Origin of the sequence: Stenotrophomonas sp. TWI1151 (assembly GCF_039673135.1) — a bacterium.
Classification (GTDB): Bacteria; Pseudomonadota; Gammaproteobacteria; order Xanthomonadales; family Xanthomonadaceae; genus Stenotrophomonas.
This window is the reverse complement of the sequence record NZ_JBDJLA010000011.1, coordinates 39905-55432: the sequence shown is the minus strand read 5'-3', so window position 1 is coordinate 55432 and position 15528 is coordinate 39905. Positions and strand designations below refer to the sequence as shown.

10 protein-coding genes and 1 riboswitch are annotated in these 15528 nt (G+C 66.1%); of the genes, 5 read left to right on the top strand and 5 right to left on the bottom strand.

The genetic code is table 11. The features are described from left to right. Positions 1–2: 2 nt before the first annotated feature. From ABE422_RS13670 to ilvC, 4 genes are all read right to left on the bottom strand, one after another. Positions 3–1100: a threonine dehydratase gene (locus ABE422_RS13670; RefSeq protein WP_265309319.1), complete on the bottom strand. Its 1098-nt coding sequence runs from the start codon at positions 1098–1100 to the stop codon at positions 3–5. Positions 1101–1277: 177 nt separating this feature from the next. Further along, positions 1278–1532, bottom strand: a complete 255-nt coding sequence (locus ABE422_RS13665) for an ACT domain-containing protein (protein ID WP_019183810.1) — start codon at positions 1530–1532, stop codon at positions 1278–1280. Next, positions 1516–3249: an acetolactate synthase 2 catalytic subunit gene (ilvG, locus tag ABE422_RS13660; RefSeq protein WP_313219645.1), complete on the bottom strand. Its 1734-nt coding sequence runs from the start codon at positions 3247–3249 to the stop codon at positions 1516–1518. The genes ABE422_RS13665 and ilvG overlap by 17 nt, the downstream gene beginning before the upstream one ends. 39 nt (positions 3250–3288) lie before the next feature. Beyond that, complete coding sequence (gene ilvC, locus ABE422_RS13655; protein ID WP_313219646.1) at positions 3289–4263, bottom strand: ketol-acid reductoisomerase; 975 nt, start codon at positions 4261–4263, stop codon at positions 3289–3291. A 654-nt stretch (positions 4264–4917) separates the two neighbouring features. Between ilvC and ggt the strand changes: the two genes are divergently transcribed. Next, positions 4918–6636, top strand: a complete 1719-nt coding sequence (gene ggt / locus ABE422_RS13650) for a gamma-glutamyltransferase (RefSeq protein ID WP_313209160.1) — start codon at positions 4918–4920, stop codon at positions 6634–6636. Between the two features lie 529 nt (positions 6637–7165). Here the strand turns inward: ggt and ABE422_RS13645 are convergent. After that, positions 7166–8734 (bottom strand): BCCT family transporter, encoded by a 1569-nt coding sequence (locus ABE422_RS13645; protein WP_102788207.1) that lies wholly within the window; start codon positions 8732–8734, stop codon positions 7166–7168. Positions 8735–9024: 290 nt separating this feature from the next. Continuing rightward, a riboswitch (TPP riboswitch) is annotated at positions 9025–9126 on the top strand. 141 nt (positions 9127–9267) lie between these two features. On the opposite strand from ABE422_RS13645, the gene thiC reads away from it, so the two are divergent. The 4 genes from thiC (at position 9268) to ABE422_RS13625 (ending at position 15506) form a co-directional block, all read left to right on the top strand. Next, on the top strand, positions 9268–11145 hold the full coding sequence (thiC, locus tag ABE422_RS13640; protein WP_313209161.1) for a phosphomethylpyrimidine synthase ThiC: 1878 nt from the start codon (positions 9268–9270) through the stop codon (positions 11143–11145). A gap of 97 nt (positions 11146–11242) precedes the next feature. After that, a complete protein-coding gene (locus ABE422_RS13635) occupies positions 11243–11920 on the top strand; it encodes an ion channel (protein WP_313209162.1) in 678 nt (225 codons plus the stop codon). 251 nt (positions 11921–12171) lie between these two features. Next, positions 12172–14511: a winged helix-turn-helix domain-containing protein gene (locus ABE422_RS13630; protein ID WP_313209199.1), complete on the top strand. Its 2340-nt coding sequence runs from the start codon at positions 12172–12174 to the stop codon at positions 14509–14511. A gap of 113 nt (positions 14512–14624) precedes the next feature. Further along, complete coding sequence (locus tag ABE422_RS13625) at positions 14625–15506, top strand: helix-turn-helix transcriptional regulator (RefSeq protein ID WP_313209163.1); 882 nt, start codon at positions 14625–14627, stop codon at positions 15504–15506. Positions 15507–15528 lie beyond the last annotated feature (22 nt).

Sequence of the window (15528 nt, the reverse complement as noted above, 5' to 3'; positions counted from 1 at the left end):
GGTCACCAGGAGGTCTCCTCGACGGCAAGGTCGGATGGGATGGCAGAGGTAGGAATCGAAGCGGAAATCGGGGATGTCGCGAGCACGGTTGGTAGGGGCGGGCGTGTTCGCTCGCTGGCGCGGCGGCGCGGTTTGCGCGGGGGGCGGGGACGGATGTCGGCCAGCAGCTGGGCCAATACCAGCGCATCGATGTTGCCGCCGGAGACCACCGCGCACTTGCGCTTGCCGGCGACCCGGCGGCCGGCGGCCAGTGCCAGCGCGCCGGCACCTTCGGCGATGACGTGCTCTTCCAGCGCCAGCCGCACCAGGGTCTCGCGCAGCTCGGCTTCACGCACGATCACCACATCGTCCAGCAGCGCACTGCACAGCTTGCGGGTCAGGAAACCGGGAATCTTCACCTTGACGCCGTCGGCCAGTGTGGCGACGGGGGCGATTTCACGCACGTCGCCGCGGATGGCGCGGGCCATCGAATCGACGCCCTCCACCTGCGCACCGACGATGCGCACGCCCTGCGATTTCAGCGCCAGCGCGACGCCGGAGGCCAGGCCACCGCCGCCGATCGGCACGATCACCACGTCCGGCGCATGCGGGGCCAGTTCAATGCCCAAGGTGCCCTGGCCGGCGATCACGTCCGGGTCGTCGAAGGCGGACAGGAAGCGATAGCCGTGCTGGTCGGCCAGGGCACGGGCGAAGGCGTAGGCCTCGTCGTAGCTCTCACCGTGCTGGCGCACGGTGGCGCCCCAGTGGGCGACCCCGGCGATCTTGGTGGCCGGTGCACCGTGCGGCATCACCGTGATCGCCGGAATGTTCAAGCGGTAGGCGGCCCACGCCACGCCCTGGGCGTGGTTGCCGGCCGAGGCGCAGATGACCGGGCGGTCATCGCCGCGCTCACGCCCGGCCAGCAGGGCGTTCAATGCACCGCGCACCTTGTAGGACCCGGTGCGCTGCAGGTTTTCCAGCTTCAGCCAGACGCCGAAACGCTCGGCGTAGTGCAGCGGCGTGGGCGGCAGGAAGCGGCGCAGCCGCGCCTGCGCGGCCAACACATCGGCGACGCTTACGTCGCCTACCTCCGGTTCCTGCGGGGTACGGCTAGCCGGCATCACGCACCCGGCCATGGTGATCGTCGCGGCGCGGTACGCGCTGCGACGGCGCACGGTGCGACGTCGTGCCTCCTGCAGCGCGGTGCGACGTTGTGCATCCTGCACGCGCACCATTTGCACATCCATGTGCTGCAAGAAGACACCTCCGTACCGGCACCGATGCAACGGTGCGGGCGTTCATGCGGATACTCCGGGTTCCAGCGCGCTGATGCGCACCGAAACACAGTCGTAGATCTTCTCGATCTGGCGACGCAGGGTTTCCGGCGGGCGGGTGGAATCGACCACCAGCTGCAGGTGCCAGCGGCCGTCGTCGGCGGCATTGGGCGCACCGGCGATCGCGCGCGGCGCGAAGCCGCGGCGTTCGGCCATGCCGATCACGCGCAGCAGCGCGCCTTCGGCCGGGGTCAGCACCAGGTCAAGCCGGTATTGCATTGGGGAACTCCTGGGACTGATGAGCGGGGTTGCTTTCCAGCATGGTGCTGTTGGCGTTGTTGGGCGGCACCAGCGGCCACACGTTGGCACGCGCATCGATGGCCACATGCAGCAGCGCCGGGCCGGGCTGGGCCAGCATCGCGGCCAGGCCACCTTCGACATCGTCACGCGCCTCGATGCGCGTGGCCGGAATGCCAAACACCTGGGCCAGTGCGGCGAAGTCGGGGTTGTCGGACAGATCGATCTCGCTGTAGCGCTCGGCGAAGAACAGTTCCTGCCACTGGCGGACCATGCCCAGCGAGCTGTTGTCCAGCAGCACGATCTTCACCGGCAGGCGGCAGCGGGCAATGGTGACCAGCTCCTGCACGTTCATCATGAAACTGCCATCGCCGGAGACCAGCACCACGGTGCGATCCGGGCAGGCGAACTGCGCACCCATCGCCGCGGGCAGGCCGAAGCCCATGGTGCCCAGCGCACCGCTGGTCAGGTGGTTGCGCGGGTGGGTGAAACGGCAATGCTGGGCGACCCACATCTGATGCTGGCCGACATCGCAGGCGATGATCGCGTCGCTCGGCGCCAGCTCGCTCAGCCGCTTCAGCAGCGCCGGTGCGTAGATGTGCTTGCCCGGTGCGTCGTAGCGCGGGGCGAAGCGTTCACGATGGCCCTGGCAGCGCTTGGCCCAGGCCTCCTGCGTGGCCGGTGCGGTGGCCGCGGCGGTCAGTGCGCGCAGCGCCGTACCGACATTGCCCGGCACCGCGATGTCGGCGGTGCGCAGCTTGGAGATCTCGTACGCATCGGCATCGATATGCACGACGCGGGCAAACGGGGCGAACTCGTTCAACTTGCCGGTCGCGCGGTCATCGAAACGCGCCCCGACCACGACCAGCAGATCGCTTTCCTGCACGGCCATGTTGGCCGCGCGGGTGCCGTGCATGCCCAGCATGCCCAGGTAGTGAGGGTGCTGCGGCGGCAGCGCCCCCAGGCCGCGCAGGGTCAGCACGGTCGGAATACGGGTTGCCTCGACGAAGGCACGGAAGTCCTCCACCGCATCGCCCAGCGCCACGCCACCCCCGGCATAGATCACCGGCTTTTCGGCCGCGGCGATGGCGGCGATGGTCTGCGCGATGGCCTCGTCCTGCGGCGCAGGCGGTGCCACCACCGTGGACGGCACGTGGTCGGGCAGGTGCGACGCATCGGCCACCTGCACGTCTTTGGGCAGATCGATCAGCACCGGACCAGGACGACCCTCGCGGGCGATCCGGAACGCATCGGCGACCACCTGCGGCAGGTCATCGACCGAGCGCACCAGCCAGCTGTGCTTGACGATCGGCAGGGTCAGCCCGAACACGTCCAGTTCCTGGAACGCGTCGGTGCCCAGCAGCGGGGTGGCGACCTGGCCGGTGATGCAGACCATCGGCACCGAATCCAGCATCGCATCGGCGATGCCGGTGACCAGGTTGGAGGCGCCCGGGCCGGAGGTGGCGACGCAGACGCCGACCCGGCCGCTGGCACGGGCGAAACCGTTGGCGGCCAGGGCCGCGCCCTGCTCATGGCGGACCAGGATGTGCTTCAGCCCGGAATCCACCAGGGCGTCATAGAACGGCATGATGGTGCCGCCCGGATAGCCGAACAGCGTATGCACGCCCTCGGCTTCCAGGGCCTGCGTCAACCAGCGTGCGCCGTTGCGGGGCGCGGTGCTGTGTGCGGAGGTATTCATGCGGTGACCTTTACGAAAGCGGGTGGGGGAGCCGCGCGGTTACGCGGCTTGACTTTGCAACCAGACCATCTTGGCGCGCAGTTCCTTGCCTACCTTCTCGATCGGGTGCTCCAGGTCGGCCTGCTTGAACTTGTTGTAGTTCGGCAGGCCCGCTTCGTACTCGGCCACCCAGTTCTTGGTGAAGGTGCCGTTCTGGATATCGGTCAGCACGTCCTTCATGCGCGCCTTGGTGCCGGCGTCGATCACGCGCGGGCCGCTGACGTAGTCGCCGTACTGCGCGGTTTCGGAGATGAATTCCAGCATGCGGGTGATGCCGCCTTCGTAGAACAGGTCCACGATCAGCTTCAGTTCGTGCAGGACTTCGTAGTAGGCGATTTCCGGCTGGTAGCCGGCTTCGACCAGGGTTTCGAAACCGGCCTGCACCAGGGCCGAGGCGCCACCGCACAGCACGGCCTGCTCGCCGAACAGATCGGTTTCGGTCTCTTCCTTGAAGGTGGTCTGGATCAGGTTGGCGCGCGCGCCGCCCAGGCCACCGGCGTAGGCCAGGGCGTACTCGGCGGCCTTGCCGCTCTTGTCCTGGTAGACCGCCCAGATGCACGGCACACCGCGGCCGATCTCATACTCGCGACGGACCAGTGCACCCGGGCCCTTCGGCGCGACCAGTACCACGTCCAGATCCTCGCGCGGTTTGATCATGTCGAAATGCACGTTCAGGCCGTGCGCGAACAGCAGCACCGCGCCCTGTTTCATGTTCGGCGCGAGCACGTCTTCGTAGAGCTTCTTCTGCACCATGTCCGGGGTCAGCACGGCGACCAGATCGGCATCCTTCACCGCCTCGGCGGGGGCTTTGACGGTGAAGCCGTCGGCCTGTGCCTTGACCTCGGTCGGACCGCCCGGGCGCAGCCCGACGACGACATCGAAACCGGATTCACGCAGATTCAGCGCGTGCGCGCGGCCCTGGCTGCCGTAGCCGACAACAGCGATCTTGATCTGGGGCAGGTCGTTGGTGCTCATGGGGGAGGTCCTTTGGAGGCAAGAAAAAAGAGGGCCGACGGTCAGCGACGCGTCGGCCCATCAGGGGAAGGGGTGGCACCGGCCTGGCCGCGACCACACGCGAACGCACCCGCCGTGGGGGCGGTAGGCGTCGGCTGGCTCGAGGTGGGCTGGCGGGTCATGGTGGAAGGCAACTCGGAGGGAGGTGGGAAATCAAAGGGTTCTGAAACGAAAAAACCCGCACCTGGTCGGGTGCGGGTTTTGATGGATACCTGGCAGTCTTGCTTACACGCCGGTCCGTCCCGCACCTGTTGGTTGGGTAATAAGTACGAGGACGAGAAGCGAATGGATGGAGGCCGCGCCGTGGTCGGCGTGCTCGATGGATTCGCGGGTGGCTGTGCGCTGCAACATGAGATCGAGAAAACCACACGGCTTTTGGCGGTGTCAACCCTGGAAACACAATTTCCATCGGTTTCGCCTGCATCCACCGCAAGGCCCCGCCGTACAAGGATGGTTGCGGCTGAAAGCGTTCCGATGAACTGGAATTCAGCATTTTGCAGGGCCTGATTGCGCGGATTCGCGGCGGATTTGTGGGAGGTGCATGACCATAGTGGGATGTGCTCCGGCGGCATCTGCCGCCACCATCAGCTCGCTACCACCCTCAGGAACCACCCCGTGTCCTCACGCCTTGCCCGCGGCCTGCTCGCCGCCGCCGTCCTGTGTGCCCTGCCTGCGGCCGCCATCGCCGCCGACCGGATCACCGGCCACACCTTCGCCACCCGCTCGGAGGTGATCGCCCCGCACGCGATGGCCGCCACCTCCCAGCCCCTGGCCACCCAGATCGCCCTGGACGTGATGAAGTCCGGTGGTTCGGCGGTGGATGCCGCGATCGCGGCCAATGCCGCTCTCGGTTTGATGGAACCCACCGGCAACGGCGTCGGCGGTGATCTGTTCGCGATCGTATGGGACCCCAAAAGCGGGAAGCTGTATGGGTACAACGGCTCGGGTCGCTCGCCGAAGTCGCTGACCCTGGCCGAGTTCCAGCGCCGGGGCCTGAAGGAGATTCCGGCCACCGGTCCGCTGCCGGTCTCGGTACCCGGCGCGGTGGATGGCTGGTTCGCCCTGCATGACCGTTTCGGCCGCAAGCCGATGGCCGACAACCTCGCGCCCGCCATCCGCTACGCCCGCGAAGGCCACCCGGTCGCCGAGGTGATCGCCTACTACTGGGACCGCTCGGTGCCGCGACTGTCCAAGTACCCTGGCTTCACCGAGCAGTTCACGATCAACGGCCATGCCCCGCGCAAGGGCGAGATGTGGAAGAACCCGAACCTGGCCCACACGCTGGAGCAGATCGCCCAGGGCGGCCGCGATGCCTTCTACAAAGGCGAGATCGCCCGCACCATCGGCACCTACTTCAAGGCCAATGGCGGCTACCTGAGCTATGAGGACATGGCCAGCCATCACGGCGAGTGGGTGGAGCCGGTCAGCAGCAACTACCGCGGCTATGACGTGTGGGAGCTGCCGCCGAACAGCCAGGGCATCGCCGCGCTGCAGATCCTCAACGTGCTGGAAGGCTACGATTTCTCCAACATCCCCTTCGGCTCGCCCGAACACGTGCACCTGTTCGTGGAAGCCAAGAAGCTGGCCTTCGCCGACCGCGCGCGCTTCTACACCGATCCGGCGTTCCACCCGGCCCCGGTCGACCGGTTGATTTCCAAAGGCTACGCCGCTGAGCGCCGCAAGCTGATCTCGATGGACAAGGCGCTGAGTGAAGTGCAGCCGGGTACGCCGAAGCAGCTGCAGGAAGGTGACACGATCTACATGACCGTCGCTGATGCCGACGGCATGATGGTCTCGCTGATCCAGTCCAACTACCGCGGCATGGGCAGCGGCATGGCGCCTCCGGGCCTGGGATTCATCCTGCAGGACCGTGGCGAGATGTTCGTGCTGCAGAAGGATCACCCGAACGGCTATGCGCCGGGCAAGCGTCCGTTCCAGACCATCATCCCGGGCTTCGTCACCAAGGACGGCAAGCCGTGGATGAGCTTCGGCGTGATGGGGGGCGCGATGCAGCCGCAGGGCCATGCCCAGATCGTGATGAACATGGTCGATTTCGGAATGAATCTGCAGGAAGCCGGGGATGCGCCGCGCATCCAGCACGAGGGCTCGACCGAGCCGACCGGGCAGGCCACCGCGATGAGCGACGGTGGCGAAGTCAACCTGGAAACCGGCTTCCCGTACGAAACAGTGCGCGCGTTGATGCGCAAGGGCCACCGGGTGGTGTTCGCGGATGGTCCCTACGGTGGGTACCAGGCGATCCTGCGTGATCCGGAGACCGGGGTGTACTACGGCGCGTCGGAAAGCCGCAAGGATGGGCAGGCGGCGGGGTACTGATTCCCTCGTGCTTCGTAGCGCCGACCGTTGGTCGGCAGAGTCGCAGGGCAGAGCGTCAAGCAGGGCGTAAAGCAGGGCGCTTTGGGGCTGCGGGTAGTGGGCCGCCCTGGGTGGGTTGGCGGGACCCGCCGTGAATCCATCCATGGAGGCTCATGTCGCCGCATCCATGCGGCTCATGGTCCCGCCAACCCCCCCACGCCGACCCACCCACAGTGGGTCGGTGCGCATGGCAAAAGCGAACACGGCCGAAGCGGTAGAGCCACGCCATGCGTGGCTGCTTTGCCTCAACCAGGAGCCAAGGCGTCAGGTGCACGCTGCTGCGCCGAGCTTGGCCCGGCGGCTCTCCCCAGAACCACCTTGAAACTGTGAGCGGGACGGGGCGGGTGGGTTGTCGGCACCATGAGCGCCATGGATGGCGCGACATGAGCCTCCAAGGACGGATTCACGGCGTGTCCCGCTAACCCACCCGCCCCGGCCCGCCCACCGATAGCCCGGGAGCGTGCCGCTCTAAGCGACCAACCCAGCCACCCTAAGGCGCCCGAGCCGCCTCATCGCGTGTCTCTTCCTGCGCCGCGATCTCCCGCTCGATCCACTCGTCCATCAACCGCCGCGCGCGCTGCGCACGGCGCCGCTGCAGCGCATGCTCCATATCCAGTACCCGGTACAACGACCACATCACCGCCAGCATCAACAACGCAAACGGCAGTGCCGCGATCGTGATCATACCCTGCAGCGCATTGAGGCCGCCGGCCAACAGCAGCACGCCCGCGATCAACGCAATCGCCACGCCCCACACCATCCGGCGCGCCAGCGGCGGATCGCCGGCCTCCTCCGTCGACATCGTCGCCAGCACCAGCACCGCCGAATCGGCCGAGGTCACGAAGAAGATCATCAACAGCACCAGCGCGATCACCGACAGCACCGTCGGCATCGGCAGGCTGTCGAACATCGTGAACAGCACCGTCTCGTAGCCATTGCCCAGCGCCTGGGCCAGATCCACGTGGCCGAAGATCTGCGACCACAGCGCCGTGCCACCGAATACCGAGAACCACAGGAAGCCCAGCACGCTCGGTGCGATCACCACGCCCAGCACGAACTCGCGGATGCTGCGCCCACGCGAGACGCGCGCGATGAACGAACCCACGAACGGCGCCCACGCGATCCACCACGCCCAGTAGAAGATCGTCCAGTCCGCCACCCACGTGCTGCCCGAGAACGGGGACATCCGCAGGCTCATCGTCACCAGCGAATTGAGGTAGGAGCCGATCGTGGTGGTGAACGTATCGAAGATGAAGCCGGTCGGCCCCAGCACCAGGATCAGCGCCAGCAGCAATGCCGCCAGGCCGAGGTTGAAGTTCGAGAGCCATTTGATGCCGCGGTGCACGCCACTGGTGGTGGAGGCCATGTACAGCACGAACGCCACCGCGATGATGGTCAACTGCACGGGTACCGAGGCCTGGATACCGAACACGCGCTCAAGGCCGGCCGCGATCTGGATCGTGCCGAAGCCCAGCGTCGTGGCCACACCGATCGCCGTGGCGACCACGGCGGCGACGTTGACCACGGTACCCATCCAGCCGCGGTGATGCGCGCCGATGATCGGCTGCAGCAGATCGCTGATCAGCCCGCGGCCGTTGCGGTTGAACTGGAACCAGGCCATCGCCAGGCCGATCAGCGCGTAGATCGCCCAGGGATGCAGGCCCCAATGGAAGAACGCATAGCGCATCGATGCGCGCGCCGCTTCCATGCTTTGCGGGGCCAGTCCCTCGGGCGGCTTCACGAAGTGCGAGATCGGTTCGGCCGCGCCCCAGAAGACCAGGCCGATGCCCATGCCGGCGGCGAACAACATCGACATCCAGCTCGCATTGGAAAAATCAGGCTCGGCATCCTCGCCGCCGATGCGCAGCGAACCGAAGCGGCCGAAGGCCAGGTACATCAGGAACGACAGCGTGATGAACACCACCAGCAGATACAGCCAGCCAGTACTGCGGATGATGGTGGACAGGCCGCTCTGGACGACCTCGTTGAAGGGGCCCGGCGCGAGGCCGGCGATCAGCACCAGCAGTGCGACCAGTGCGATGGAAATGCGGAACACCATGCAGGCGTGTCTCCGATCAGTAGGGGCGAGCCGAGGCTTGCAATCTCCAGCGGCACAACGGCAACAACTGGGGCGGATCAAGCCGGTCGAGGCCGGTCAGTACGGACGTCAATGGCGTCGAGCAGAGCGCGGTGTGCGCACGATCGGGAGGCTACCCCCTGACCGCACCGCATACCGCGCTGCAGCATGGTAGTGCATGGGGTGTCGGCGCTCTGTTCACATGCAAAGGCCCATCACGTCAGTGTGCGGCTCGGTCGTGCGCCCGTGGGCGCCGCTTTGTGCTCTAATTCGCCCCGAAGCGGGGGTACCGCGGCCCAGTGGCCAAGGTTGAGACAGTCCCTTCGAACCTGATCCGGTTGATACCGGCGTAGGGAAGCTTCGCATCTGCAGATGCATTGCGCCGTAGGGCCACCGCGCCCGGAGACCGCCCGCAATCCGTCCGTCGAGCGCCGCCGTTTCGTCCCTCCCATGCGAATCCCTCGCATAGAACCGCACAGTCCCTGTGCGGGGATTGAACCTAGGACGATGCCTCGATGAACGCACAGCTCTCCGCCCTGCAGCAACAGGCCCAGCAACTCTCCGAATCGGTCACGCGGCCGATTCCCGGCTCGCACAAGATCCACGTGCAGGGCTCGCGCAGCGACCTCCAGGTGCCGATGCGCGAGATCACGCTGACCCGCACGCCCACCTTGTTCGGTGGCGAAGAGAACGCGCCGGTCACGGTGTACGACACCTCCGGCCCCTACACCGATCCGGCTGTCGCCATCGACCTTTCCGTCGGCCTGCCTGCGCTGCGCGCGGCCTGGGTGGCCGAGCGCGGCGATACCGAGGTGCTGGACGGCCTGAGCTCGGCATTCGGCCGCTCGCGCGAAACCGATGCACGTCTGGACGCGGTGCGCTTCCCCGCGCGGTTGCAGCCACGCCGTGCGCGGGCCGGCGCCAATGTCACCCAGATGCACTACGCACGCCGCGGCATCATCACGCCGGAGATGGAGTTCGTGGCGATCCGCGAGAACCAGCGACTCGATGCGATCCGCGACGCCGCACTGCTGCAGCAGCATCCCGGCGAGTCCTTCGGTGCCTCGATCCCCAGGATCATCACCCCCGAGTTCGTCCGCGATGAGATTGCGCGTGGCCGTGCCGTGCTACCCAACAACATCAACCACCCGGAAAGCGAGCCGATGATCATCGGCCGCAACTTCCTGACCAAGATCAACGCCAACATCGGCAACAGCGCCGTGTCCTCGGGCATTGCCGAGGAGGTGGAAAAGCTGGTCTGGGCGATCCGCTGGGGCGGCGATACCGTGATGGACCTGTCCACCGGCAAGCACATCCATGAAACCCGCGAGTGGATCCTGCGCAACTCGCCGGTGGCGATCGGCACCGTGCCGATCTACCAGGCCCTGGAGAAGGTCGATGGCCGCGCCGAAGAACTGAACTGGGCGATCTTCCGCGACACGCTGATCGAGCAGGCCGAGCAGGGCGTGGACTACTTCACCATCCACGCCGGCGTGCTACTGCGCTACGTGCCGCTGACCGCCAAGCGCGTGACCGGCATCGTCTCGCGCGGTGGCTCGATCATGGCCAAGTGGTGCCTGGCGCATCACAAGGAGAACTTCCTCTACACGCACTTCGAGGACATCTGCGAGATCATGAAGGCCTACGACGTGACCTTCTCGCTGGGTGACGGCCTGCGCCCGGGCTGTATCGCCGATGCCAACGATGCCGCGCAGTTCGGCGAGCTGGAGACGCTGGGCGAGCTGACGAAGATCGCGTGGAAGCATGACGTGCAGACCATGATCGAAGGCCCCGGCCACGTACCGATGCAGCTGATCAAGGAGAACATGGACAAACAGCTGCGCGAGTGCGGTGAAGCCCCGTTCTATACGCTCGGCCCACTGACCACCGATATCGCGCCGGGCTACGACCACATCACCAGTGCGATCGGTGCGGCCATGATCGGCTGGTACGGCACCGCGATGCTCTGCTATGTCACCCCGAAGGAACACCTGGGCCTGCCCAACCGCCAGGACGTACGCGACGGCATCATGGCCTACCGCATTGCCGCGCACGCCTCGGACCTGGCCAAGGGCCACCCCGGCGCGCAGGTCCGCGATAACGCGCTGAGCAAGGCGCGTTTCGAATTCCGCTGGGAAGACCAGTTCCATCTCGGGCTGGATCCGGAAAAGGCCAAGGAATTCCATGACGAGACGCTGCCCAAGGACGCGCACAAGCTCGCCCACTTCTGCTCGATGTGCGGCCCGCACTTCTGTTCGATGAAGATCACCCAGGATGTGCGCGATTACGCCGCCGGGCAGGGGCTGGAGGCGCACACGGCGCTGGAGGCCGGCATGGCCGAGAAGTCCGCCCAGTTCCGCGAGCTCGGGGCGCAGGTGTATCGCCAGGAGTGAGGCAGCGGCCGTGGCGGCGCACAACGCCACGGCCATCATCCGCCGCCTGCGTGATTCCCGCTAAGCTCGGCGCGACCAGGCAGGGATGGGGACGACGATGGCGATAGCACGCAGCACCAAATGGCTGGCCATCGCGCGCCGGCATCCCTCGGCCTGGTTGTTGGCCGTGCAGCTGCTCGGGGTGCTGCTGTATCCGGCAATGGACGAGGCTGGCGCCAGCCGCGCCCTGTTCGGGGCGTTCGGCATCGCCGTGCTTGGCCTGGCGTTGTGGGTGGTACGACGCAGCCCGCTCGGCATGTGGGTGGCGCTGGTGCTGGCCATTCCTTCGGTGGTGTTTTCCATCTCAGGCGCTCTGTTGGAGCGCCCGGCGCTGGTCACCACCGCGCAGCTGCTGGAATGCCTGCTGTATTTCTATACGGCGGGCAGCCTGATCGCCTACATGCTCCAGGACCACAAGGTGACCCGCGATGAGCTGTTCGCGGCGGGAGCCACCTTCACGCTGTTGGCGTGGGCCTTCGCCTTCGCTTTCGCGGTATGCCAGCAGTGGTACCCGGGCAGTTTCGTGGCGGCCAGCGAGAGCGAACTGCGCACCTGGATGGAGCTGCTTTATCTGAGCTTCAGCTTGCTGTCCGGGGTCGGTTTGAGCGATGTGGTGCCCATCCATTCCCAGGCGCGCGCGCTGGTGATGCTGGAGCAGTTCGCAGGCGTGATGTACGTGGCGTTGGTGGTCTCGCGGCTGGTGGGACTCACCATGCTGACCCGTGCACGAAACTGAATCCAACATAAAAAATTCGCGCCAGAAGGCGCGAATGTTGACGCGTTTTATGTGAATTCATCGGCGAGAGAGAGCCTGTTGTCGGCCGCACGCACAGGCGCGGTTAACCGGCATAGGCTAGTATTCGCGCGCCTCGGTGTTTTTGCGGTTTGCGCCGATGGCGTGTGCGGAATCTGGCGGTTCGTCCTCGTGTATCGATTGTGACGTTCGCGTGAATTCCAGTGGTTTTTTGCATTTTCCTCGTGTCCTGGATGATCAGCAACGACAGTGAGCGCCCCTCCGCCGATGTGATTCGAATCGGCGACTTCCTCGTTACTCTCTCCTCGCGGGAAGTGATGAGCGAAGGCCTGCGTCGCCCACGTCGACTGACACCCAAAGCATTGGGTGTTCTCAAGGCGCTGCTGCGTTCTCCAGGGGCGGTGGTTACCCGTGATGAACTGTTTGCGGAGGTCTGGCCGGATACGCTGCCGACCAACGACGTGCTGACCCAGGCGGTCACCCAGCTGCGCAAGGCCTTCGCCACTGATGACGATGCGGCCGAACCCTATATCGAAACCATTGCCAAGACCGGTTACCGCCTGCTGATGCCGGTCAGCGTGGTCGACGATGCCGCACCTGTGCTGCTGCTCGAGCCCGCGCTGCCGTCGGCCTCCACGCCTGTGCTCGCCGCCGCGCACGTACCGGCGGCACTGCCGCATGCACCGCCCCCGCAGGACCCGATCAAACGTCGTCGGCGGCGCATCCGCCGCTACGCGGTCATGGTCGTCGGGCTGGTGATGGTGGTGGCGCTGCTGGTGATGGCCGCCATGCTGATGCAACGCGATCCGCCGGCCTCAGCGGTCGAGGCCGCGGTGGAGGACGGCACGCGGGTGATCGGTAGTCCTCAACGCCCGTATCGCCTGATTACCGCCACGGCAGGATTTGAAACGTATCCCACGCTGTCCCCGGATGGATCGCAGATCGCCTATGAAGCCGATGTGCCCAGCCGACCGGGCAGTGTCATCAAGGTGCAGACCTCCGGTAATGCACCGGCACGCGTGCTGGTCGAGCCGCCCACGGGCATGTCCGACCGCTTCCCGAGCTGGTCGCCCAATGGCCGTGAGATCGCGTTCGCCCGGTTCGGCCCGGCCGAAAGCTGCGAGGTGTTGATCGCCAGTGCGACGGGTGGGGCGGTGCGCCATGTGACCCGTTGCGACGGCACTGAGCTGCTCAGTTTCGACTGGACCCCGGACGGTCGCGGCCTGGTCTTCGGCTCGCTGTCCGGACGGTATGCGCAGCGCGGCATCCGCACCCTGGATATCGCCAGCGGCCGCTGGCAGCCGCTCGACTACGACATTGGCAGCGACAACTTCGAATATGCACCGCGGTACTCACCGGATGGGCGCTGGATCGTGTTCGTGCGCAATCCGCAGATCGGCGATCTGTGGCGCATGCCGGCCGAGGGGGGCAGTCCGGAGCAGCTGACCGATGATTCGGCGGAGATCCGTGGCTGGGCCTGGCGCGGCGACAGTCGCCACATCGTGTTCGGCCGCCGGGTCGACAGCGAATCGCGTCTGTATGAGCTCGATACCGATACGCGCGTTCTGCGCGACGTTGGTCTTGACGATGCGCAGTCGCCCACCGTTTCCCGGGCGAACGACATGCTCGCCTTCGTACATCGGCGCCCCCAGTTCGGCTTGTTCCGTGTGCCGGTGGAGGCAGGCGGGCTGGGTGTGCCGCAGCGACTGTTCCCCTCGGGAGGCCGTGACTCGCAGCCCATGGTCTCTCCGGACGGTCAGCAGATCGTGTTTTCTTCGGACCGTTCGGGCAGCTATGCGCTGTGGTGGGCGGATCTGCAGCGACCTGAGTCGTTGCGTCCGATCGAGGGCCTCAGGCCCGAAGCGCGCCAGGCCTCGGACTGGTCGCATGACGGCAAGCGGGTGCTGGTGTTGGGGCGCGATGAGCATGCCAACCCCGGGATCTATGAGGTCTCCCCGCGCGATGAGCAGACGTTGCGTCTGCCGGTTCCGGTGCGCCAGCCATTGCAGGCGCTGTACGGCAAGGATCCGCTGCAGGTGCTGGTGGTGGAACGCGACCGTGATGAGCGGATGCGTCTGTCGCTGTTCGATCGCAGCCTGACCCCGTGGCGACTGATCAGCAGCATCGAGGGCGTTTCCCAGGCGCGTTATGACGTCGCCGGCGAGCGCGTATTGTTCACCCGGCTCTCGGCAGGGGGGCTTTGGCAGGCCGACGCTGCGCTGAGTTCACAGAGCATCCGCCAGATCAGCGAAGACCGCCCCACGCGCTGGCGGTATCGCACCTGGACCGTGTCCGCGCAGGGGGGGATCGACTATCTTTCCAATCGCTCTGATTGCGCCACGGTGTTCACCCGGATCGCACAGCCGATCGCCGATCAGGAGCATTGCCTGGATGCAGACCGCCTCAGCGCCAGCAATGGATTCAGCGCAGGGCCCGGCGGGGAGGCGCTGTATGTCGCGCTGGCGGTGGCCGATGGCACTGACATCGGCGTGATGTCGCTCCCCGAGCGCGTACCGTCGCTCTTTCCGGGGTTCGTCAAGTCTATGATTTTAAAAACAAAAAACCCTTCGTAACTTCTTCGTGGCGTCCTCGTCTCGAATTCGTATCAATCTCGCCAGGACTTCCTGAGGCAGCGGCCTGATTTGGCAAGACTGCAGGCCAGCAAAGGCAAACTCTTGGTGAAGTCATGCGTCAGCTCTCCCTGGCCGATCGCGGTCAATCGCTCTCCCTGGACAAGGTCGTTGACGACGGTCCGTTGCCCACCTGTCTGGGTGTGGCCCGGTTGGGCAGTCTGCAGAGTCCCGGGACGACCTTCACCGTGTGGATCCAGTTGCGGGGCAGTGCGTGGGTCGAGTCCAAGGAAGGGCGGTTCCGCTTGCGCCAGCGTGAGTGGATCGCCTTCGAGAAGGAATCCCGCCCCATGGTCCAGGCCGGCCGCGACGGCCTGTGCATCGGGCTGAGCCTGGCGCCGGACGCGCTGCGCGCGCTGGGTGAGCTCACCGACTGCAGTCTCTACGCGGGCCGCGGCAGCATGAGCCGCAGCGACGCCCGCGTCGCCCTGCGGCTGTGGCGTGACGTCCTGGCCACTGGCCATCCTACCCAGGCCCTGCGCCCGGTGCTGCTGCATCTGGCCGCCCTGCAGCAGGGCATGGCGACGGGCGTACAGCGCTGCCCGGGGCGTTCGCGCAGCCGCAAGCGCCAGGTCTTCGGACGCATGCAGCGCGCCCGTCTGTACCTTGAGGGCAACAGCCACCGCGTCGTGCGCATTGGTGAGCTGGCCGAACTGACCAATTTCTCCAGCTGGTACCTGTCAAAGACGTTCCAGAGCCTGTACGCGGAAAGCCCGCAATCGCTTTCCGCGCGCCTGCGCCTGGAGCGCGCCGCCGATCTGCTGCGCGACACGGACATGATGGTGGGCGAGGTGGCGGCAGCGAGTGGATTTGACAACTGCTGCAGCTTCGCACGGGCGTTTCGAGCCCGCTTCGGACTGTCCGCGTCACGCTATCGTGAGGCCGGTGCGAATCTCTCGCCAGATTCGGCAAAGTCTTCGGTTGTCTCACGCAAATAATTCACTGCAACGCAATCGTAAC